The following is a 21059-nucleotide window of genomic DNA, read 5'->3' as shown; positions in this document are numbered from 1 at the left end:
AATGGGATCAAAAATAATAGCTAATCATTAATAAGGCAATATGCTTTAATATTATAGCATACTGATTCTAAAAATAAAATTGTGATTAAATGATACATACCTTGCTTTAACAGCTTGTGTGATACATAAAATATGAGTTTTTTCTATCAAAAAAATCTCTAATTATTTATAGCAGGTAGTCTTGGCTTTGTGAGTTAGTAACTTCTATACACCTTTAAGTGTACGAACAAATATAAAAATGATATTGGTAAAATGATTGAATTTCTTAAAAAAGTGCATAAAAATTAATCTTCATGCTTTATTTTTTTAATAATATCTGTAGTTGAGAAACCTTGTACCAAAGACACAGTTTTTACTTCTCCACCATTTTCCAGTACATGTCTTCCTCCAACAATATCTTCTATGGCATAATCATCTCCTTTAACCAATATATCTGGGCTAATAGTTTCAATAAGATTTAATGGAGTTGGCTCGCCAAATAACACCACTGCATCTACAAAAGCAAGTGCTGCCAGTAATCTGGCGCGGGCATATTCATTATTTACAGGTCGGCTAGGACCTTTTAGTTTTGATACCGAAGCATCAGTATTTAAACCTATAATAAGCTTATTACCTAATGCAGCAGATTTCTCTAAATAGTCTATGTGGCCTAAGTGCAATATATCGAAACAGCCGTTGGTAAATACAACTTTATTGTTATTATTAGCCCAAGTATTACGTAGGCTTTTTAACTCCTCAAGTGTTTTGATTTTATTTTCTGTAGGCATGAAATTAAAATGTTTTTTTATGTAGCGAATATAAATGTAAAGCTTAAGTAATTCTGAAAGTTTCTGTGCAATTTAGCAAAGTACAGAAGGTGCTAGTAAAAATTCAATAAAGTAAAACATTAAGTATTTCTATTAAGTTTAGTGATGAGTGCAATTGATGTAAATAAGGCTGGAATGTTTACCGGACACAAGAATAGTGTGTTTGCAATGGCAGAAGGGCAGGGTTCTGAGTTCTATTCAGCAGGTTCTGATGGAATGGTTGTACAATGGGATTTAAATGTGCCTGATAAAGGCACATTAATAGCCAGAGTACAAAGCACAGTTTATGCACTCTGTTATCTTGCAGATATTCACAAACTTGTAGTGGGGCAAAACCTAGACGGCATCAACATCATTGACTTGTATACCAGAAAAGAAGAGGCTTCTTTAAAGCTTACTAACTCTGCCATATTTGATATTAAATACATAAATGGCAAGGTGCTGGTAGCCACTGGCGATGGTGAATTAATTGTAATTAACCTAACAAGTTTAACCATAGAAAACCGGTTAAAGCTCTCTGATCAATCACTTAGAAAAATAGCTGTTCATCCGTTGGGAAGAGAAATAGCTGCGGGTTATAGCGATAACAGCATCAGAATTTTTTCTACTGCTTCATATAAACTTGTACATGAGAAAAAATTAGCTCATGATAATTCGGTGTTTTGCTTGTCTTACTCACCAGATGGAAAGTTTTTAATTAGCGGTGGGCGCGATGCGCATATAAAAATCTGGGATGTACCGCAAGCTTATGAGTTGTACGAAGATATAGTTGGGCACATGTACACCATTAACGATATTGTATTTAAAGAAGATGGTTCTTATTTTGCAACTTGTAGTAAAGACAAGTCACTTAAGGTATGGCATGGCAAGGCTTTTAGATTATTAAAAGTAATCGATAAAGCAAGACACGCTGGTCATGGAACATCAGTTAATAAATTACTATGGCCAGAAAATGAAAATACGCTCATTTCTGGCAGCGACGATAATACAATCTCAGTTTGGAGCCTATCTATGAATATCGATAGGATAAATCGGCTTATTAGTAAGTAATATAATTAACAGCAGAATTTTCTTAGGAAAATACTGTATTTTTTCAAGAATTAATTTTAGATTTCAGTTTAAATCTTAAAAGGAGATCAAATTAGACCAAATAATCATTTTTTTATGGATATTCTTCCTCAGGATATTAGGCAGAAGGTATTTAGCAAAAAGACCATAGGAGGTGTTTCAAATGAAGAGGTTTCTCATTTTCTATATGAACTATCTGTTGAATTTGAAAACCTTAAACAGCAAAACCGTTCACTTTCTAACCAGCTAATTCAAAGTAATAATGAGTTAAATCGTTACCGAGATATTGAAAACAAGCTATTTCAGGCATTAGAAGATGCTAAATCGATCAATGTAAAAACAAAGCAAAATGCAGAGGAAGAAGGTCGATTAATTATTAATAAGAGTAAATTTCAGGCAAACCAGATTATGAAAGAAGCCAGAAATAGGGCTCAAAAAATTCTGGAAAAAACTGAAAACTACTGCCGTGAGCGCCTCAAAGCTACAGATGAAAAGGTGCGTGTTAAGAAAGATGAAATTGAATTGATGGAGAACGGCAGAAAAAGAATTATTGCCGAGCTAAATCATTTTATGGCTAAAACGATGGATAAGATTAAAGTTTTAGCAGAAAAAACATCTTATAAAACTAGCCAGCAACCAGACAATATACCGTCTAAGATAGATTGGGATTATAACCAGCATTTTGATGAAATGCTAAAATCGCAGACCACCAAAAAGCCTGCTCCCACAGTTACATCTCAGCAAACAAAGCCATCTAACTCTGGTAATACCGAAAAAGACGAGAAGCCAAGGTCAATTGCAGACAGGTATGCAACAGAAAAGGCTAAAAGATCGATAAACGAGGGTTTTAATAAAAAAATACCGAGTATTCATGAGCGCTTTAAAGGAAAAGCAAGCGACGAGGATGAAGATTAGAACTTATACTTTATAAATAAAACAGACCTTCTATTTTAAGCTTAGCCACTAATAAAAGATTAATTTTTTTTGCTTACCTTTTTATCTATTTTCGCCGGTAAAGAAGGTGTTAATATTAAACTAAAGTAGCATGGGAAAAATTAAACTGGAAGGTCTGGAGTTTTTTGCCTATCATGGATTTTACAAAACCGAAAGGGAAGTAGGCCGCAAATTTGGTGTGGATATAGAAGTTACGGTTGATTTTTCTAAAGCCGCTATAGACGATACCCTCAACGATACCATCAATTACGAACATGTTTATAATATTGTAAAAGAAGAGATGGCAACTCCAGTAAAATTACTTGAGTTTCTGGCAGACAAGATTTGCAACAACATTCTTCTTGCTTTTAACAATATTGAAGATGTACATATTAGTATAAAAAAGTTTGACCCACCCATTGGAGGTATTTGCAGAAGTGCAACAGTAGAAATGCTTAAAAAGAAAGATGAGATTGAGAAGTGAAATTTTGTTTTTTACAATCATGTTTACTTATAAAACCTGATAAAATCTGAAGTATCGCTTTTTACCAAGTCGGGCACATTATAATCAAAATCTTGATAGTGGTAAGTGCATTTAATAGGTCCGCCATTATAATAAATTAGTCTGTTTTTGTAGAAGAAAAATAGACCAATGTTGTCTACAGGATTTTCTAAATTGTAGTTATATCGGCTAACAAAAGCAGGTTTGTTGTTGATTAAATATTTTTTATAAGAATCGTAATAAGCTTCAAATCCATTTATTATTATTTGAGATTTATCTGTTGTATCCATCTCAATAAAAAAATCAGTAAAGTACTCTTCACCATCAAGTTCATTGGAACCAAAAAAATGGGATTCAATACTATTGTGATATCTGATTTTATATGTATTTGTATCACTTTCAAAGCTATTTAAATATCTGTATCTGTTTATTATTACATCAATTTGGCTCTCATTCTTATTAATGAAAGTACATGCAGGAAGTAGTAATAGCGACATGATAAAGGTTTTCAATTTATTCATAATTAAGTTTGTAGGATATTAAAAGTTTCTTTATCGAAGGAATTTTTAAAAATATAATCAGGTGCTTGAAAAAAGTTACAGCTGTTTATTTTTGCATTGTTTAAACCAACTCAACAATTTAAAATAAAATGACCTCAGAAATAGATTTTTCAAAAATACCGAGTCCGTGTTATGTCCTAGAAGAGAAGAGATTGCATGATAACCTAAAAACAATGGATATGGTGCAGAAAGCTTCTGGTGCGAAAATTATTTGTGCACTTAAAGGTTTTGCCATGTTTAGTACTTTCCCTTTGGTGAGTAAATATTTACCAGGAACTACTGCCAGCTCGTTGCACGAAGCCAGATTGGGTTATGAAGAATTTGGCAAAGAGGTTCATGCTTATAGTCCAGTTTATTTGGAGCATGAGTTTGAAGAGCTAATGAGCTATTGCGGGCATATTACTTTTAACTCTATGAATCAGTGGGAGAAATATAAGTCTGTTGTTGCAAAAGCTGATCGTAAGATTTCTTGTGCGCTCAGAATTAACCCAGAATATTCAGAAGTAACTACCGATTTGTATAACCCTTGTATTCCTGGGTCAAGGTTAGGTTTAACTGCCGACAAGTTTGGCGATGAGTTACCAGAAGGAATAGATGGCTTGCATTTCCATACACTTTGTGAAAGTAGTGCAGAGTCTTTAGAAAAAACATTAGAAGCCGTAGAAGAAAAATTTGGACACTTACTACACCAAGCAAAGTGGTTAAATATGGGTGGTGGGCATGCCATTACCAGAAAAGGCTACGACCTAGACTTGCTAATTACGCTCATTACAAATCTGAAAGAAAACTACGATCTGGAAATTATTTTGGAACCGGGTAGTGCTGTAGGTTGGGAAACTGGCTATTTATTATCTACTGTAGTTGATATTGTAGAAAACCAAGGAGTGAAAAGTGCTATGCTAGACACTTCATTTTCTGCACACATGCCAGATACGATTGAGATGCCTTACCAGCCAAAGATTTGGGGATCTGAGAAGTCTTCTGAAGGGGAATATGTGTACAAAATGGGTGGTTTAACTTGTTTAGCAGGTGATGTAATGGGTAACTACGCTTTTGAAAAACCATTGGAAATCGGTCAGCAATTAATCTTTGATGATATGATTCATTATACGATGGTAAAAAACCATACTTTTAATGGTGTGAACTTGCCTTCCATCGGTATTTGGACTGAAGAAGGAGAGTTTAAGTTGGTGAGAAAATTCGGGTACGAAGATTATAGAAATAGGCTATCTTAATTTAAAGAAACAAAAAAGTGAATGTGTTATAGGGAAGCAACAAGAAAATTAATAAAAGGCTACATTTTGGTTAAGAAAGAAATTTCTAATGAGTTGTTTCCTATCTGAGAAATCCTCTAAAATATCCATCAATTTGTCCTTCAAATCAGTCAGTGATTTGAAGGCAAGATTTTTCAAATCGATATTTTTGATATAAGCCCATACATGTTCATCTGGATTTACTTCTGGGCTATATGCAGGTTGTTTCACCAATTTAAGTCTTCCTTTTGGTAACTTTTCTAATAACTGATGTACTGTTTTGCAATCATGGACACTTGCTTGATCTCAAATTAAAGTAATGGGATCTGGTTCAGCTGCTAATAATTGTTCTAAGTATGAGACAATATCGTCCCCTTTGTAAGGATGTTTACTGGTTGTATAAGTAAAATCCCCCTCACTACTGATGGCTGCACAAACAAAGATATGCTCAAAAGATTTTGACCATATCTCAACGGGAAAGGGATTGGCTTGAGGTAAAAAACATTTTTGCAATTTTGGTGTAACGAAAAAAGATGCTTCATCTCCATAATAGACCTTCCTGCCTTCTTTTTTAGCTGTTTTCAGCAAATTAGGCAATCTCTCTTTTTTCCACTTTTTTACGAGTTCAGGATTTTTTCTGGGTTCCTTCTTTGGAGGCTTGCAGTAGCTAAAGCCCCATTGATGTAATAGTGTACCATGTACCAATATGTTGCAGGCTATACTCAGCATTAAAGAGTTGTTTTATCTGACAAAAAACTCTTTTTCTTGTTCAGCCTTGGCTAGGAAAACCAGCTTTAGTAGCCCCCTCTGACTAAATGAGCTTGGAGTTCTTGCTGCTGAGCTATGGTAAGTTTTGGGCTAGCTCCTAGGTATTTTTTCTTTTTGATGCCAGAAATACCAGTTTGCTCATAAGCGGAAAGAACTTGACTAACTAAGCCTTGACTACAGTCAAGTACCTCTGTAATACTTTGTTGTTTGAGTCCTCTCTTCGATAGACCAACTACTAACTTTCTCCTGTATTCTCTAATGTCGGTATCTTTTGTTATTCTATCCATAGTTATAAAATAAAATGATTATCCGTAAAGCTACCACAAAGTAAATAGGGTATGGTCTGCGCTTCGAAATTAGCTCAAAAACAGGTCATTATGGATAGTATTATTGAATTCATGTAAGCGTACCGCAATGAGCAGGTATGCCGTGAGTGTTTCAAGGAAATCAGGGATAAAGCAGGTGTTTGTTGCAAGAAATGCGGTAGCCAAGAGCATTACTGGCTAAATAGCAAGCAGATGTACCAATGCAAGTCATGCAGTTTTAGGACAGGCCTCCGCAGTGGCACCATCATGGAAGCTTCCAAACTTCCGTTTCGCTACTGGTTCGTTGCTATCTGGCTGATGGGCTGTAGCAAGAAAGGTTCTTCTGCCTGTAATGTGCAGAGGCAGCTCAATCATAAGCGCTATGAACCTATCTGGGCAATGATGCACAAAATACGCTCTGCGATGGGCCAACGGGACAACCACTACTTGCTGGGAGGCAATATTGAGGTAGACGAAGGGTTCTTTGAAACACTAGTACCCGAGGGGCAGAAGGAAGAGGAGAGAAAGCGGGGAAGGGGGAGCCAGAAGCAGACCATGGCGATGGTCTTTGCACAGACAGAGGTGGTGCTACAGCCTAAAAAACACCGCCCTTCTAAAAGGTGCAAGTATTTCAAAATGGCTGTATGCGCTGATTTTACAGTAGAAACTGCTAGAAATACGATTACCCGGCATGTTGCCCAGAATGCCAAGATGATTACAGATGGCTATTCAACCTATCAGTCACTGACAGGAGAGTTCGAGATGGATGTGGAAAAAGTGCCCTCAAAACAGGCCCATATCAAACTACCTTGGGTACATACAGCCATTGGGAATGCAAAGAAAGTCCTACAAGGGATATATCAGCATACAAGGCCAGGGTATCTACAGAATTATCTAGATGAGTTCTGTTACAAACTCAATAGAAGATACTTTGAAAATGATATTTTTGACAGAATATTAATTGCTTGTACGCTCACTTGAGCTTGTGGTAAGAATACGGATAATCATTTAAAATAATAAAAAATACTGACTTTATTAATTTTCTAGTTGCTTCCCTATAACACATTCACTCTACTTCGAAAGAGGCTTCTTGTCCACCTACCATCACTTTAAAAGTTCCGGGTTCGGTAATCCATTTATTATCTCTTCCGACAAAGGCCAGATCATCTGTATGTAACTCGAAAACTGCCATATAGCTTTGTCCGGGTTCTAGCAGAAGTTTTTTAAATGCCTTCAGTTTTTTTACAGGAGGAGTTATGCTGGCAACTTCGTCTCTTACATAAAGTTGAACAACTTCTTTTCCTGTTCTTTTTCCAACATTGGTTACCATCACAGAAACTTCAATAGTTTCACCTAAAGCAATCTTTTCTGCATTTAAAGACAGATCGAAATATTCGAATCGGGTATAGCTAAGCCCATGCCCAAACTCAAACTGAGGTTGAAACTCTTCTGCTACACTATCTAAGTGGCCTTCGTCACTGGTTTTATGCTCGTAGGTAAGCAAGTTATTTGCATATTTAGGATAGGTAAATGGCAATTTACCACAAGGATTTGCATCACCAAAAAGAATTTCTGCTATGGCTTTGCCGCCTTCATCTCCGGGTAGGTAAGCCATTAAGACTGCCGAAACATGAGGTACCAAATAGTGGATTCTGCGTGGTCTGCCAGAAACTACTACCAGAATTACAGGTTTACCTGTTTTAGAGAGCGCATGCACATATTCGTTTTGTGCTCTATCCAACTTTAAATCATGTATATTACCAAAATGCTCTGCATAAGGTTCTTCACCCACACACACCACAATGTAATCTACTTCTTCTGCTTTCTGTAGAGCTTCATCAAAGCTTTCTTCTTTTTTAAAGCTACATCCTTTTACAAAGGTCACACAACCATCATATCCTTTTTCGATTAAAGCTTCTGCGACCGTCTGTTTACCAGCGGTTGATACACTTTCATCTTTGCCTTGCCAAGTGTGTGTCCAACCACCGTTAAGTGCATTTAATGAGTTAGCTGCCGGGCCTGTTATTAAAATCTTTGCATCTTTAGGCAAAGGCAATGTTTTTCTTTTGTTATTGAGAAGGGTAATTGATTCTCTAGCTGTTTCTAATGCTACGTCTGCACTTTCTTTCGAACCAAAGCTTTCGTATACTTTACTTTCTGGCATTGGGTTGTCAAACAATCCCAATTTGTATTTCAAAACTAAGATTCTTGTTACTGCCTCATCAATTCTTTCTTCATTAACTTCTCCATCTTCTACCAACGAAATTAAATCTTCTGTAAAAGAATATTCAAATGGAGCCATGCACATATCAACTCCAGCATTAACAGCTACTTTTACAGACCCACGATTATCTTTTGTGATTCTATGAGTTGTGTGGAGGTAAGTAATATCTTGCCAGTCTGAAAGCAATACACCATTGAAACCAAGCTCCTGTCTTAAAAGATCAGTAAGCAAATATTTATCAGCATGAACTGGAATACCATTTATTTCACTAGAGTTTATCATGATAGATGGTGCTCCCGCTTTAATAGCTGACTCAAAAGGAGGAAGGAAATATTCACGTAAGAATCTTTCTGGTATCCATGCTGGGCTGCGGTCTTTACCACTTATTGAGTTTCCATAACCAATAAAATGCTTGAGACAAGTAGCAATACTTTCTGCACTTGCTAAAGTGTCTTTTTGGTAGCCTTTCATCAGGGCTTTACCCAACTCTGTTGTTAAGTGTACATCTTCACCAAAAGTTTCCCAAATTCTCGGCCATAGCGGGTTACGGGCAACATCTAACACAGGCGAGAAATTCCAAGGAATACCAGCTGCACGAGTTTCAAGAGCAGTAATGCTTGCTTGTTTCTCTGCAAGTTTCTTATTCCATGTTGCTGCAAGTCCTATTTGTTGAGGAAAAAGTGTAGCTCCATAGATAAAGTTTGCTCCATGTAGTGAGTCTATTCCATATATTACTGGAATATTATTTCTTGTTTTAGATGTAGCATCGTGTATTTGCTGCAATAAACTTCGCCACTCTTCGGGTTTTACATTCTTATCGGGAACATTTAGTACTGAGCCGATATATTTATTTAAAAATGCTTCTTCGTCTTTTAGTTTTAATGGTCTCTGTATATTGCCATCATCATCAGTTTCGATCAAAGAGGTGATGGTAATTTGGGTCATTTGTCCCACTTTTTCTTCGAGAGACATCTTTTTTATGAGGCGACTGGCTTTTGTAACCAAAGCATCTCTATCCTCATTTATGGCATGATTGATTGCTTTTTCAGGCATTTGTATTATAAAGTGTTTTCTTTATTATAAATAGTGCTTAAAGCAGTATTTTATTTTGAAAAAATGTATAAAAACGGATTTGTAGGCTCTCTTTTAATAAAATCGGCTAATCAATTTTTTGTTTTAAAAATGAAGTAAATGTATGATTAAAAAATAAAGAGACTAGCTCCTATAAAAGTAACAACATATTATTCTATATCGGTTACAGTGAGCTCTACTGTTTGGTAATCGGTAGAAGATGTGCCCACCATAATATCAAACTTGCCAGGTTCAACTACATATTCCATATCGATATTCCAGAATTTTAGCATTTCTGGTGTAATCGAAAAAGTTATAGTTTTACTTTGGCCGGGTCTAAGATTTACAGTTTGGAAAGCTTTTAATTCTTTAACTGGTCTTGTTACAGAGCTTACCTGATCTCGAATGTATAATTGTATTATTTCATCACCTCTGTATTCACCTACATTGGTTACTTCTACATCTAAAATCGTAGCTTCATTTTTTTTGATGGTATTTTCATAAAGTGTAAAGCCTCCATATCTAAAATTGGTGTAGGAGAGTCCATAGCCGAATGGAAACAGCGGTGTATTTTCTTCATCTATATAATTCCTTCTTGCACTTGGCTTTTCATTATACCAGATAGGCAACTGCCCCACAGATCGTGGAATAGTACAAGGCAATTTACCAGATGGGTTTACCTCGCCAAAAAGGACAGAGGCAAGCGCATTGCCACTTTCTTGGCCAAGATACCAGCATTCTAAAAGTGCGTGCGAGTTTTTAGCTACATTATCAACTGCCAAAGGTCTGCCATTATACAAAACCGTAATAATCTGTTTTCCAGTTTCTTTAAGTCTTTTAAATAACCTTTCTTGATTGCCAAGTAATTTGAGGGAAGATCTATCACCTAAATGTGTATCAGACCAAGCTTCTCTAGAGGTCAATTCATTCCCACCCAAAACCAGAATAACTATATCGCTTCTTTCTGCGATGGTTACCGCATGTTCAATTCTACGCTGTTCTTCCACCTGATCTGGAAATAGAATAGCATCATCAGCCCATTTACCATCTTCTGTAATTTTACAACCCTCGCTGTAAACAATTTCAATGTCTTCGTTTTGCAGGTAATTCTGTATACCTTTTAATGCTGTAACAACATAAGGAGGTTCGTCGCTATAACCTCCTAGTAATTGCTTGTTTGCATTAGGGCCAATTACAGCAATTGTTTTATAATCATCAGCATTAAGAGGAAGTAATTTATAATCGTTTTTTAGAAGGATGATGGATTTTTGAGCAGCTTCCAGTGCCAGTTTTGAGTTTTTATCTGAGCCAACAAATCTTTCTGCATAGTCTGGATTCACATAGGGTTTATCAAAAAGACCTAATAAAAACTTGGCTTCTAGCTGTCTGTAAACTGCACTATCTAAAAAAGATATTGGTATTTCTTTGTTTCTAAAGGCTTCGGTTAAGGTATTATAATCCATTTTATCTGGTAGTTCAATATCTATCCCAGCTGTTAAGGCCATTGTTGCTGCATCTTTACTGCCTTCTGCCACATGATGAATATTGTATAAATCACTGATACCACTATAGTCAGAAACTACTGAGCCCTTGTAGCCCCATTCATTTCGTAAAATATCTCTAAAAAGCCACTTGTTGGCATGAGAAGGCACTCCATCAATTTCATTATAAGATGCCATAATACTTCTTACATTGGCTAATTGTATAGCCGCTTTAAATGGAGGGAAAAAGATTTCTCTCAACTCTCTTTCAGAAATATTTGCAGGTGCTATGTTAATTCCCGATTCAGGTTGACCATGACCCGTCATATGTTTTAAAGTTGCTAGCATATGCTTATCATCAATCTCTGAACCTCTTCCTCTGCCTTGCAAGCCATTAACTGCTGCTATGCCTAGTTGCGAAACTAAATAAGGGTCTTCTCCATAAGTTTCTTCAAACCTGCCCCAACGTGGGTCTCTTGCTACATCTACTACTGGACTTAAGGCCTGATGTCCACCTCTTGAGCGTGCTTCTTCTGCAATGAGGCCATAAATACTTTCGATTAACTCTGTGTTCCAAGTACTTGCCAAAGCAATAGGAACAGGAAAATTAGTCGCATTTTTTGCCATGTGGCCATGCAAACATTCTTCGTGAAATATTACAGGAATACCTAATCGAGATTGTTCTATAAAATATTTTTGTATGGCATTGGTAAAGTTTGCCATGCTTCTCGGTGAGCGATTCGAGCTTTGGTTGAGGTTAGAAGATTCGCTAGGCCTAGCTATTTGACCTATTCCATCTGGCAAGTTTTGAGCTGTTTTAGTTGGGTCAAAGTTGCCATCCATATCTAGGATTAATTCATTTTTTTGTTTCCAGATACATTGCAACTGCGCCACTTTTTCTTCGAGTGTCATTCTGCCCAACAAGTCATTAACTCTGGTAGATATGTCGTTTTTGTTATTTTTATAAGGAGGAAGATTTCTTCTTTGTGCAGATAATTCAAAATTGATGAGAAATTGCAAGAAGAACTGCAAGCAAATTTGCGAGCAAAAAAGATATAAGAAAAGTTTCTTATTCATTTTTAAGGACAGTATTAAAAAATAAACTATTGATGTAGCTCCGAAAAACGCAATTTAAGAAGGACTGTTGTGCCAAAAAAATATACTGCCGAGTTTATCTAAGAATTTAGAACTTATACCTCATTTGAAATTTAAGTTCAGACCTTTTTCTTCCCTGAATTTCTTCTGTACCTGAGCCAACAATCTCTCTATCATACCATCTGGTAGCAGCATACCTTGCCCAGCAATCTAATTGTTTCATCAGTTTCCATTTAAGCATAATGTAATTTCTAATGCCTTCGCCATAATAGGCAGGTATAGAAAATGCATACAAAATATCTTTTTCGTAAGCGTATTGTCTGGTGTTGTAGTCGTCAGTATCAAAAGAAGCTACTCTTGCAGCCAGTTTTACCTTTTTTAAATCCCAAACAATATCTTGTATCAACACTAGACCTTTACTATTGAGTTGTTCTTGGTTTCTATCGCTAAATTGAATCCGTGACTGAATGGACACCTGTTTATTAACCTGATATTTGATATTAAACCTAGTATCACCTTTTTTTACAGGTATTACCTGATCAAATTTATTGGCTTCATTACTCATATTTCTGCTCCTGTTTTCAAAGCGATATTGAGCATATAGCTCTAGTTGTTTACTGGGTTTATAAGCAATTTTACCCAAGTACTCATATCCACCAGAGGGTGCATCTGCTTGATAGCGTAACCAAGGAAATTTGAAAGTGTCATAATAAGCAGAAACTGTCCATTTTTTTATAGGTTTTAATTTAATGCCCCAATAAATACCCTTTTCATTGTGGGCAGTGCTAGCCTCACTTATAGCATTTCCGTAAAAACTGTGGAAATATCTATTGTAGTTTCTAATTACCAGAGCCATTTCCATATTTCTGCCAAAACCAGCTAAAACACCACTAATAATACCTTTTCCTTTGTGTCCAGATATTGCTGCTTCTCCAAAAAATGAAAGATTATTCCAGTAAAGACTATAATTGATTCCTGTATTAAGTAGCTTATTGTCATTGAAAGCAAATTGATTGTAATCTGAAGTTTCTCTTTGTATGGGTAAATTATACTTGGTAAAAGTGGTAGTATTACCTAATTCTAGAAAAGGTAATTTGTATCTAAAATGGTAACCTGTAACAGTTTCTTCGATTTGATGTTTTCTTGCCAGTTCATTCTCGGTTCTATGTAAACCTGTTTGTGAGATTGAAGAGGCGTATTGTTCTCCTTCATCTGTGCTTTTAATGGTCGCATCAATATTTTTTCGAGATACAAATGTTGTAAACTCTGTGTTTTTGATGAATTCGTAACTGGCTGCAATGCCTCTAAAGTAACCAAACTCAGCAGTAGAAGTGTATGGGAGAATGCCTCTTGAGCTTCTTCGCATCCCTTGTACAGATTCGGAACCTTTACCCATTTGAAATCCTCCCGAAAGAAGCAAACCTTGCCCAAATTGCATTTGGTAATCTCCGATACTGAGTGCTTTAAGCTTCCCTTGATTATAGAGCGTAAAGTGCCATGAGAAGAAATCTGCCAAATATGTTTTGTTTTTAGAAGACCAACTTAGCCTTTCTCCTGCATCTTTTTCAAGTGTAATTCCAAAGCTAAAATCTCTACTGTGGCTAATTTTTATCCTGTATAATAATTTAGCTTCGTCACCAAAATAATGCTGTTTGCTAGAGTCTTCAGGTTCAATAAAACCTTCTTTAGTTTCAGGAACAAACTGATACCTGAAAAACATATATTTATTTTTCTCATCTTTTATTCTTTTAAAGAGGTTGCTGTTACTTTTCCTCTCAGTAATTATTACAAAAGGTTTAAGTTGCCTAATATCATTGGGGGTAAACTCAGGAATTGCCTGTAATTCGTTTATGCTGATTAGTTTACCAAAGTTGTTTCTGTATTTGAAAAACTGATTTAGTTGGGATTCAGAAAGTAATTGCAAGCTAGATAGTTCTTCTCTATCACATTTGTTTAGGTTAATCGGATGTTGGTAAAACTGATAAAGTTGATCTAATAAAGCTTCATAATCCGTATCCTCATCTGTATCTAAAATGAGTCTGTCTATAAACTCTTCCGTTTGAGCATCATCTTGTGCAAGCACATAAACCTGGCTTAACAAACAAAAGCATAAACAAAGAAGTGAGATTTTACTATTCCTCATTATTATTTGGTTTAATATGCTTGTTCGGGAAAGTTAAAGAAATAGAGAGCTGATGAGATAAGCCAAGAAATGGATGACTGCTCAAAGCATAATCGCAAGTGATTTTTTTGAGTTTGAGTGAAGTGCCGAAGTGGTAATTTTCTTCCAAACCTGTAATTCCAGTTCTAACAAGGAAGGTTTTAGTAAGCGCATATTGCAAGCCGACTCTCACACTTAATGGAAATTCTACAGATTTTACAGCATCTACATTTAAGCTTACCTTTGTTATTGGCTTATAACTAATGCCAAGTATTAATTCAGAAGCCAGTTTCTCTTCACTTTCTGCTGTGCGGATACCAGATTGAGTGAAATTATGTGCACCACCACCGAGCCATAAATTTTTACTCAATTGTGTTATTATGCTAAAATCGAAAACTGGTGTAAAGTAACTGCCATAGCCACTGGTGTTTATTTGAAGTAGATTGGTTTTAAATCCCAAACTAATACCATCAAGATCAAAAGCATAAGCAGCAGAGATTTTATGTTCATTATATAACTTGTCTCCAAACCTGAGCGCAGAAAATGCAAGGTTTCCATGCTGTACAGGCAAGATTACACCAAGTCCACTAGTATTAAACTGTCCTGCATATTTTGTTTGGAAGGAGGAGATGGCAGTAAGGTTAGTGACTTTTGTAGTACCAGCAGTATTGTTAAAAACAGCACTATTACTATAGAAGGCTGAGGTTGCCCCGCCTAAACTGGTAGACTCGGCACCAAAATAACTTCCGTTTACCTGAGCTTTTAAGCAAAAAGGCAAAAGGATAATATGCCAATAAATTAGTATGGTAATTACTTTCATTCGCATAAAAAGTTCCCATGCGAATGCTATTGTGTTTTTTGATTATTATGAGAATGTTTGAAAACCTTATTAAATGCCAAGTATTTTCCCTGCTTTTAATAAACCAGCGATACTTATTGCATCAGTTATTTTTCCTTCCATTACCATGTCTATTGCTTGAGAGAAGGGCAACTTTAAAATTTCGAGTTTTTCGGTTGGATCGTTTTCAGTATTACTTTGTGTGAGGCTTTGAGCAAGGTATACAAAACCTTCTTCGTCTGTTACCGAATTAGATGTATGGATACGCATAATTTGCTCCCATTTTGCAGCAATTAGGCCTGTTTCTTCTTTTAATTCCCTTTTTGCAGAATCCAAAAGATCATGGTTTAATTTACCACCACCCATAGGAATTTCCCAGCTGTATTCATTCAATGTGTATCGATATTGGCCAACTAACCATGTGTTTTGGTGCTCATCTATGGGAATAATGGCTAATGCTTTACTATTAAATTTTACTTTGCCATATATACCTCTTCCTCCATTAGGATTGATTACTTCTGCTTCTGAGAGGCTTATCCAGGGGTTTTGATAAACTTTTTTTACTTTGAGGGTTTTCCAAGGGTTTTCTGCTGACATGGGTATTTAGCAAGTGTTTTTTACAAAAAACAAATTTAACTATTCATCTTCTTCTATTTCATTATCATCGTAAGTTATATCTTCATTTTCCATAAAAGATCGATGAAGTTTCTTTTTAAAGTTGATGAGAATTTTTTTTCCTCGGCTACCTATAAAGGAAGGTTCTGCTTCATTTATTTCTTCAATCAAATTAAAAAAACTTTCATATTCTTCGAATGGGCCATATTCTACAAAAATGTCTATCGCTCGATCGTAGGTTTCTTCAAATGTTTTTTTGTGCTCTTTCTCATACTTAAGCGACCAAGTTGCGGCCTCTCCCCATGGAAATTTTTTTAGGAGTGTTTCAAGATGTTCAATTGTTTTTTGTTTTACTTTACCTTCTGAGCGGGCTACTGCATAAAGTAGTTCACCAAAAGCTTCGTATACTTGTTCTTTACTGGCCATGAATAATTAGTGATTATACTTATTTAAAGAGGAGTGGTTTTTATTTATTGGCTTATATAAATATATGAAAATAGCAGCATATTCTGATGTTTAGAGTATGCAATATTTCTGTCCAGGTAATACTTTAATTATCCCTTTTAGTTCCATTTCTAATAATACCGATGGTATCTGGCTCATAGAAATCTGACTTCTATAACTTAGCTCATCAATTTGCAGGTGATTATTCTTTAATAGATCGTAAACTATTTGTTCATTTTGGTTTAGCATTATAGTTAATTTTTTATTTGTACTTGATGCTTCCTTATTCCAGTTTAATAACTCTATAATATCTTCTGCTGATGTAATCATATGAGCTTTGTGCTCTTTTATTAATTTATTGCAGCCTTTAGAATATTGCTGATTCACGTTTCCCGGTAAAGCAAAAACTTCAATATCGTATGAATTGGCAATTTCTGCTGTAATTAGTGCTCCACCACTTTCTGCTGCCTCAACAACAAGTACAGCGTCACTCATACCAGCAATAATTCTATTTCTTTCAGGAAACTTAGGTGCATCTGGTTTGCTTCCAAATCGGTTCTCTGTGAGTATTCCTCCATTTAAAATCATCTGTTTGGCTACATCTTTATGCTCATAAGGATAAACCATATCTAAACCATTTGCCATTACCCCTACGGTAGGTATTTGATTTTTGAGGCAAACTTTATGAGTACAAATATCAATTCCGTATGCCAAGCCACTTACCACTAGTAGATCAGGGTAAGATTGCAATTGTTTGAGCAGGCTTTCTATAAAGTTTTTACCATATTCGGTAGCCTTTCTGGTGCCAACAATACTTAGTATTTTTTTGCTGTTTAAGTCGGCAGCACCTTTATAGTATAATAGAATAGGAGCATTCAGAATGTTTTTAAGCCTTTTAGGATAAGTAGGTGAGGTGTAAAACAGAATTGAAACTTCTTTTTCTTGAGCTTGCTTTAATTCGTTTTCTGCTTTCTTTAAAACTTCTGTACTTAGTATAGCTTCTGCTATCTTCGGACCTATGCCCGGTATTTTTAATAATTTTCCCTTAGGTGTCTGGAAAACATTTTTGGCAGACCCTCTGTAACTGATAAGATGTTTTGCCAAAACATTACCAATGCCCGGAACAAGTCCTAAAGCTATTTCAAAAAGATTTTCTTCCTCCATCTAATTGAGGTTGAAATATTAAAAAAATGCCACCTGTTACAGGTAGAGTTAATTATCCTTAACCAGCTTTTTAAATGCTTTATTTCGTTGTTTGTCAGAAGGGTTTTGGAGAACAGATATAAAATGATTGGTTGATTCTAACCAATGAAAAATTTCTTTTATATCTCTTTTTTTGTGCGCTTTTATTTGTTCGTCGCTAATGTGAATTTGAAAAGCGTTTTCTGTTGTTGTAGCTCCACTGCTAATTGTAGCAGTAGATTTCTCGTTTTTTTTCATTATATAGTTGAATTAATTATTCAGGTTGCCAAGTCTGTATAGCAGTTGAATATCTTGCTCATCTTGGCCTCGTCCTGCATACTTTTTCATTTCAATAAGATTCTGAAGAGAAACGAGATAAACCTCAAAATCTTCTATATCACGAGTTTCTTTGTTTGACCAAAAGTACTCAAAGTCTTTAGGTGTTTTTACCAAAATGTCTAAATTCATGAAACTGGCTATGGAATTATAGTAAGAATAGGCGATTAAATTTTTTTTCTCAACCATATCTTTTCTCACCGTTTCATCCACAAGTTTTTCTATATCTACAGGGATACAGGCATTATAAGAAAGTTTGGTAGTTACCTCTTTAAATTTTTTTAAGTTATTAGGCGAAAACCGCAGCATTAAATCTATGTCGGCTGTCATTCTGGGAATTCCGTAGATATTCACAGCAAGTCCACCACAAACAAGGTATTCAACTCTTGCTTTATATAATGACTTAAAAAGCTGTAAATAATGCTGCATGTTAGTAACTAATGCTTACTGTGTTCTTCAATTATTTTTGTTAGTTCAACAAAGTCACTTACTGATAATTGTTCGGCTCTTTTCGAGAAAACTTCGTCACTGGTAATTTCAGTCGGAAGTTGAAAAAGCTTGAGCGCATTTCTAAGGGTTTTTCTTCTTGTAGAAAAAGCTTGCTTAACTACTCTAAAGAAAAATTTCTCATTACAATCTAACTCTTTCGTGTTGTTCCTTTTAAGTGTAATTACAGCCGAGTCCACCTTTGGTGGTGGTAAGAAAACATTTGGTGGTACTATAAAATTAAATTCAGTATCGTAAAATGCCTGAATAAGTATTGTTAGTATTCCTGAAACTCTACCTCCTGAAGTAGCCGTAATTCTATCAGCCACTTCTTTTTGAAGCATACAAGTTACCTGATCTATTTTATTTTTGTTTTCAAGCATTTTAAAAAATATCTGCGAGGAGATATTGTAAGGAAAGTTACCAATAATATTAAACTTATCTGAGAAAAAAACAGAAAAATCGCTTCTTAGAAAATCAGCTTCAATTATCTGTTCTTCTTTCATACCTAACTCTTCTTTTAGGTAAACCACAGACTCTGAGTCAATCTCAACCACTTTAAAAGGAGCTGTTAATTTTTCAACAAGTATGGATGTAAGTACTCCTGTGCCAGGACCAATTTCTAGTACAGGCAAACTCGATTCTGTCTCAATAAGTGTCTTTACTATCCTTTCTGCTATACTTTTATCCTTTAAAAAGTGCTGTCCCAAATGTTTTTTGGGTTTCACATACCTCATCTGGTAAAACTTTAAACTATTAATTAATATATTTGGCAAATTAAGGTATTTAATTTTTTATGCCTTTGAAATATTGATAATTGTTTCGGATAACAATTCAGACTGTAAATTTTTTATTATTTTATAATAAAGGCTTACGATGGAAAAAACAGCGGCGAAAAAAGAAAATAAGCCAAAAATCGGTATCACTATAGGAGATTTTAATGGTATAGGTCCTGAGGTAATCATAAAAGTATTATCTGATAACAGGATAACTAACCTCTGCACTCCTATTGTGTATGGATCGGGGAAGATACTCACTAAATATAAAAGGCTTTTAGAACTTGAGAACTTTAATTATCATCAGTATAATCCTAATAGTTATCTCAACGAGAAAAAGCCTAACGTAATTAACTGCTGGCACGATAATATTGAAATCGAGCCGGGTAGAATTACTCAGACAGCAGGTATTTCTGCGCTAAAAGCTTTAGAAAAGTCTACAGAAGATTTAGAAAGTGGCTTTATTGATGCAGTGGTAACAGCGCCTATTAGTAAAGAAAATATCCAAAGTGATGAGTTTAAGTTTCCAGGTCATACAGAATATTACGAAAGTAAATTTGGCGATGATGGCAACAAATCACTTATGATGATGGTTTCTGAAAACTTGAAAGTAGCGATGGTTACTGGTCATGTGCCCTTATCAAAAGTAAAATCATTAATTAGTAAAGATAAGCTAAAGCAAACACTTAAAATTTTGCTACAAACCTTAAAAACAGACTTTGGTATTCAAAAACCGAAGATTGCTGTTTTGGGTTTAAACCCACATGCTGGTGAAAATGGTTTATTGGGTGACCATGAAAATCAAGTAATTACACCTGTAATCTCAGATTTTAAAAACCGTGGAAACCTAGTTTATGGACCCTTCTCTGCAGATGGCTTTTTTGGTGCATTAAGCTTTAAAAAATACGATGCTGTATTAGCCATGTACCACGATCAAGGACTATTACCATTTAAAATTCTTGCTTTTGATGAAGGTGTAAATTACACTGCTGGTTTAAGAGTAGTGAGAACTTCACCAGATCATGGCACGGCTTATAACATTGCAGGTAAAAATCAGGCAAATCCTAACTCAATACGAGAAGCTATTTATCTTGCTTGTGATATTGTAAAAGCAAGAGAGAATAAGGTAGAGAGTAGTATAAGAGTGAATAAAGATGTTAGAGAAAAGGAAAAAGACATAGATAAAGAAAAGAAGGTAGCAGAGTAATTACTCTGTTACCCACTTTTTATCGTTTAGTTACTTTTTTCAGTTGATTTTTTAGCGCTTTTAAATCTTTCGGATATGGAGCTTCTGCAACAATTTCTTCTCCTTCTAAACCTGTAAAGCCGAGTTTAAAAGCATGTAATGCTACCCTTTTTATTAGAGGTTGTTCTTCCTCGTATTTTCCATTTCTAAATTTGGGTTTTATTTGAGAAAGATAAAGTATATTACCACCATATTGCTCATCAGAAATAATAGAATGTTTGCTTGCTGCTAAATGTATTCTGATTTGGTGCATCCTTCCAGTTTTTGGTTTGCATTCTACTAAAGAATGTTTGCTGAAAGTTTCTAATGTGTTAAAAACTGTACTGGATTTTTTACCTTCTTGTTTATCAATCCTCACTTTACCTTTGCCACTAATAGCTATAGGTAAATCACACTCGTACTCGTTAAACTCTGCCAAGCCATCAACAAAAGCATGATAGGTTTTACTTACTTTCCTTTTTGCAAACTGCTCAGAAAGGTTCTTATACGCCTCCGGATTTTTTGCCAGTGCTAGAGCCCCAGATGTCTCTTTATCTAATCTATGGCAAAGCTGTGTGGTTTCTATATACTCTTTTGCCAATTGTTGTATGCTTACACGAGTAGTGTCTCTTTCTTGCAAAGAAGCAATACCATAGGGCTTATTAATTATAATGTAATCCTTATTTTCAAAAAGAATAAACTCATCCAACGATTTAATCTTCATACCTTTATCTTTTTTTATAATGTGCAAAGTTAGGTAGAATTAATCTTTTAATTGCTGTAGCACTACGATTTGAGTGAATTTATTATGTACTGGTTTATTAGCTTACTGATTTCTTCGGCTCTATCCACTATCATAAAATGAGAGCCATTTTCTATTAATTTCACATTGCCATTAGAAGAGTGGGGGAGTAGTAAATCTTTTGTGCC

Annotated in this window: 21 protein-coding genes and 2 pseudogenes; 7 read left to right on the top strand and 16 right to left on the bottom strand. The window is 35.3% G+C overall.

Translation table 11 applies throughout. The features are described from left to right. Nucleotides 1-284: 284 nt before the first annotated feature. Entirely contained in the window at nucleotides 285-767 is a 483-nt protein-coding gene (rfaE2, locus tag OQ292_RS03620) for a D-glycero-beta-D-manno-heptose 1-phosphate adenylyltransferase (RefSeq protein WP_284684683.1), read from the bottom strand. Nucleotides 768-911: 144 nt separating this feature from the next. Between rfaE2 and OQ292_RS03615 the strand changes: the two genes are divergently transcribed. The 3 genes from OQ292_RS03615 to folB all read left to right on the top strand — a co-directional run bounded on the left by OQ292_RS03615 (nucleotide 912) and on the right by folB (nucleotide 3291). Beyond that, nucleotides 912-1856 carry a WD40 repeat domain-containing protein gene (locus tag OQ292_RS03615; protein ID WP_284684682.1) on the top strand — a complete coding sequence of 315 codons (945 nt, stop codon included), beginning with the start codon at nucleotides 912-914 and terminating at the stop codon, nucleotides 1854-1856. A 114-nt stretch (nucleotides 1857-1970) separates the two neighbouring features. Continuing rightward, entirely contained in the window at nucleotides 1971-2789 is an 819-nt protein-coding gene (locus OQ292_RS03610; RefSeq protein ID WP_284684681.1) for a DivIVA domain-containing protein, read from the top strand. Between the two features lie 130 nt (nucleotides 2790-2919). After that, nucleotides 2920-3291, top strand: coding sequence for a dihydroneopterin aldolase (gene folB / locus OQ292_RS03605; protein WP_284684680.1), 372 nt, complete (start codon nucleotides 2920-2922; stop codon nucleotides 3289-3291). A gap of 23 nt (nucleotides 3292-3314) precedes the next feature. On the opposite strand, the gene OQ292_RS03600 is transcribed toward folB, so the two are convergent. Next, on the bottom strand, nucleotides 3315-3806 hold the full coding sequence (locus OQ292_RS03600; RefSeq protein WP_284684679.1) for a hypothetical protein: 492 nt from the start codon (nucleotides 3804-3806) through the stop codon (nucleotides 3315-3317). A gap of 152 nt (nucleotides 3807-3958) precedes the next feature. Here OQ292_RS03600 and nspC point away from each other — a divergent pair, with 152 nt between their 5' ends. Further along, nucleotides 3959-5104 carry a carboxynorspermidine decarboxylase gene (nspC, locus tag OQ292_RS03595; RefSeq protein ID WP_284684678.1) on the top strand — a complete coding sequence of 382 codons (1146 nt, stop codon included), beginning with the start codon at nucleotides 3959-3961 and terminating at the stop codon, nucleotides 5102-5104. 48 nt (nucleotides 5105-5152) lie between these two features. On the opposite strand, the pseudogene OQ292_RS03590 reads toward nspC, so the two are convergent. The 3 genes and pseudogenes from OQ292_RS03590 to OQ292_RS03580 all read right to left on the bottom strand — a co-directional run. Beyond that, nucleotides 5153-5416, bottom strand: a pseudogene (locus OQ292_RS03590) (transposase); the annotation flags it as partial. 12 nt (nucleotides 5417-5428) lie between these two features. Next, nucleotides 5429-5851 carry a winged helix-turn-helix domain-containing protein gene (locus OQ292_RS03585; protein ID WP_284684677.1) on the bottom strand — a complete coding sequence of 141 codons (423 nt, stop codon included), beginning with the start codon at nucleotides 5849-5851 and terminating at the stop codon, nucleotides 5429-5431. 65 nt (nucleotides 5852-5916) lie between these two features. Beyond that, entirely contained in the window at nucleotides 5917-6177 is a 261-nt protein-coding gene (locus OQ292_RS03580; RefSeq protein ID WP_284684676.1) for a helix-turn-helix domain-containing protein, read from the bottom strand. Nucleotides 6178-6315: 138 nt separating this feature from the next. Here OQ292_RS03580 and OQ292_RS41085 point away from each other — a divergent pair. After that, a pseudogene (locus OQ292_RS41085) lies at nucleotides 6316-6420 on the top strand (IS1595 family transposase); the annotation flags it as partial. A 42-nt stretch (nucleotides 6421-6462) separates the two neighbouring features. Next, the gene (locus tag OQ292_RS03575; RefSeq protein WP_284683380.1) at nucleotides 6463-7176 is read left to right on the top strand and encodes an IS1595 family transposase; all 714 of its coding nucleotides are present in this window, start codon (nucleotides 6463-6465) and stop codon (nucleotides 7174-7176) included. Nucleotides 7177-7261: 85 nt separating this feature from the next. Here OQ292_RS03575 and OQ292_RS03570 read toward each other — a convergent pair whose 3' ends face one another. From OQ292_RS03570 to rsmA, 10 genes are all read right to left on the bottom strand, one after another. After that, nucleotides 7262-9472: a glycoside hydrolase family 3 N-terminal domain-containing protein gene (locus tag OQ292_RS03570; protein ID WP_284684675.1), complete on the bottom strand. Its 2211-nt coding sequence runs from the start codon at nucleotides 9470-9472 to the stop codon at nucleotides 7262-7264. Between the two features lie 188 nt (nucleotides 9473-9660). Beyond that, on the bottom strand, nucleotides 9661-12048 hold the full coding sequence (locus OQ292_RS03565; RefSeq protein ID WP_284684674.1) for a glycoside hydrolase family 3 N-terminal domain-containing protein: 2388 nt from the start codon (nucleotides 12046-12048) through the stop codon (nucleotides 9661-9663). 106 nt (nucleotides 12049-12154) lie between these two features. Continuing rightward, complete coding sequence (locus OQ292_RS03560; protein WP_284684673.1) at nucleotides 12155-14149, bottom strand: helix-hairpin-helix domain-containing protein; 1995 nt, start codon at nucleotides 14147-14149, stop codon at nucleotides 12155-12157. Between the two features lie 49 nt (nucleotides 14150-14198). Beyond that, nucleotides 14199-15047 (bottom strand): hypothetical protein, encoded by an 849-nt coding sequence (locus OQ292_RS03555; protein WP_284684672.1) that lies wholly within the window; start codon nucleotides 15045-15047, stop codon nucleotides 14199-14201. Between the two features lie 69 nt (nucleotides 15048-15116). Beyond that, nucleotides 15117-15662, bottom strand: coding sequence for an NUDIX domain-containing protein (locus OQ292_RS03550; RefSeq protein WP_284684671.1), 546 nt, complete (start codon nucleotides 15660-15662; stop codon nucleotides 15117-15119). A gap of 39 nt (nucleotides 15663-15701) precedes the next feature. Then, nucleotides 15702-16106, bottom strand: coding sequence for a hypothetical protein (locus tag OQ292_RS03545; protein ID WP_284684670.1), 405 nt, complete (start codon nucleotides 16104-16106; stop codon nucleotides 15702-15704). Nucleotides 16107-16196: 90 nt separating this feature from the next. Then, complete coding sequence (dprA, locus tag OQ292_RS03540; RefSeq protein ID WP_284684669.1) at nucleotides 16197-17288, bottom strand: DNA-processing protein DprA; 1092 nt, start codon at nucleotides 17286-17288, stop codon at nucleotides 16197-16199. A 48-nt stretch (nucleotides 17289-17336) separates the two neighbouring features. Continuing rightward, complete coding sequence (locus OQ292_RS03535) at nucleotides 17337-17564, bottom strand: hypothetical protein (protein WP_284684668.1); 228 nt, start codon at nucleotides 17562-17564, stop codon at nucleotides 17337-17339. 12 nt (nucleotides 17565-17576) lie between these two features. Further along, entirely contained in the window at nucleotides 17577-18071 is a 495-nt protein-coding gene (locus tag OQ292_RS03530; RefSeq protein WP_284684667.1) for a nucleotidyl transferase AbiEii/AbiGii toxin family protein, read from the bottom strand. A gap of 8 nt (nucleotides 18072-18079) precedes the next feature. Next, on the bottom strand, nucleotides 18080-18865 hold the full coding sequence (gene rsmA, locus OQ292_RS03525) for a 16S rRNA (adenine(1518)-N(6)/adenine(1519)-N(6))-dimethyltransferase RsmA (RefSeq protein ID WP_284684666.1): 786 nt from the start codon (nucleotides 18863-18865) through the stop codon (nucleotides 18080-18082). A 139-nt stretch (nucleotides 18866-19004) separates the two neighbouring features. Between rsmA and pdxA the strand changes: the two genes are divergently transcribed. Beyond that, nucleotides 19005-20111, top strand: coding sequence for a 4-hydroxythreonine-4-phosphate dehydrogenase PdxA (gene pdxA / locus OQ292_RS03520; protein WP_284684665.1), 1107 nt, complete (start codon nucleotides 19005-19007; stop codon nucleotides 20109-20111). A gap of 19 nt (nucleotides 20112-20130) precedes the next feature. On the opposite strand, the gene OQ292_RS03515 is transcribed toward pdxA, so the two are convergent. After that, on the bottom strand, nucleotides 20131-20853 hold the full coding sequence (locus OQ292_RS03515; RefSeq protein WP_284684664.1) for an RluA family pseudouridine synthase: 723 nt from the start codon (nucleotides 20851-20853) through the stop codon (nucleotides 20131-20133). Nucleotides 20854-21059 lie beyond the last annotated feature (206 nt).

It is taken from the genome of Chondrinema litorale, from assembly GCF_026250525.1.
Taxonomy (GTDB): domain Bacteria; phylum Bacteroidota; class Bacteroidia; order Cytophagales; family Flammeovirgaceae; genus Chondrinema; species Chondrinema litorale.
The sequence above is the reverse complement of the archived record's forward strand: the minus strand, read 5'-3'. Positions and strand labels throughout refer to the sequence as shown.

Coding starts and splice junctions, on each gene's coding strand:
- rfaE2 (WP_284684683.1), bottom strand. CDS start 767: ATGCCTACAGAAAATAAAATCAAAACACTTGAGGAGTTAAAAAGCCTA.
- OQ292_RS03535 (WP_284684668.1), bottom strand. CDS start 17,564: ATGAAAAAAAACGAGAAATCTACTGCTACAATTAGCAGTGGAGCTACA.
- nspC (WP_284684678.1), top strand. CDS start 3,959: ATGACCTCAGAAATAGATTTTTCAAAAATACCGAGTCCGTGTTATGTC.
- OQ292_RS03555 (WP_284684672.1), bottom strand. CDS start 15,047: ATGAAAGTAATTACCATACTAATTTATTGGCATATTATCCTTTTGCCT.
- pdxA (WP_284684665.1), top strand. CDS start 19,005: ATGGAAAAAACAGCGGCGAAAAAAGAAAATAAGCCAAAAATCGGTATC.
- rsmA (WP_284684666.1), bottom strand. CDS start 18,865: ATGAGGTATGTGAAACCCAAAAAACATTTGGGACAGCACTTTTTAAAG.
- OQ292_RS03570 (WP_284684675.1), bottom strand. CDS start 9,472: ATGCCTGAAAAAGCAATCAATCATGCCATAAATGAGGATAGAGATGCT.
- OQ292_RS03550 (WP_284684671.1), bottom strand. CDS start 15,662: ATGTCAGCAGAAAACCCTTGGAAAACCCTCAAAGTAAAAAAAGTTTAT.
- OQ292_RS03515 (WP_284684664.1), bottom strand. CDS start 20,853: ATGAAGATTAAATCGTTGGATGAGTTTATTCTTTTTGAAAATAAGGAT.
- OQ292_RS03565 (WP_284684674.1), bottom strand. CDS start 12,048: ATGAATAAGAAACTTTTCTTATATCTTTTTTGCTCGCAAATTTGCTTG.
- OQ292_RS03575 (WP_284683380.1), top strand. CDS start 6,463: ATGGAAGCTTCCAAACTTCCGTTTCGCTACTGGTTCGTTGCTATCTGG.
- dprA (WP_284684669.1), bottom strand. CDS start 17,288: ATGGAGGAAGAAAATCTTTTTGAAATAGCTTTAGGACTTGTTCCGGGC.
- folB (WP_284684680.1), top strand. CDS start 2,920: ATGGGAAAAATTAAACTGGAAGGTCTGGAGTTTTTTGCCTATCATGGA.
- OQ292_RS03585 (WP_284684677.1), bottom strand. CDS start 5,851: ATGCTGAGTATAGCCTGCAACATATTGGTACATGGTACACTATTACAT.
- OQ292_RS03530 (WP_284684667.1), bottom strand. CDS start 18,071: ATGCAGCATTATTTACAGCTTTTTAAGTCATTATATAAAGCAAGAGTT.
- OQ292_RS03610 (WP_284684681.1), top strand. CDS start 1,971: ATGGATATTCTTCCTCAGGATATTAGGCAGAAGGTATTTAGCAAAAAG.
- OQ292_RS03545 (WP_284684670.1), bottom strand. CDS start 16,106: ATGGCCAGTAAAGAACAAGTATACGAAGCTTTTGGTGAACTACTTTAT.
- OQ292_RS03580 (WP_284684676.1), bottom strand. CDS start 6,177: ATGGATAGAATAACAAAAGATACCGACATTAGAGAATACAGGAGAAAG.
- OQ292_RS03600 (WP_284684679.1), bottom strand. CDS start 3,806: ATGTCGCTATTACTACTTCCTGCATGTACTTTCATTAATAAGAATGAG.
- OQ292_RS03615 (WP_284684682.1), top strand. CDS start 912: ATGAGTGCAATTGATGTAAATAAGGCTGGAATGTTTACCGGACACAAG.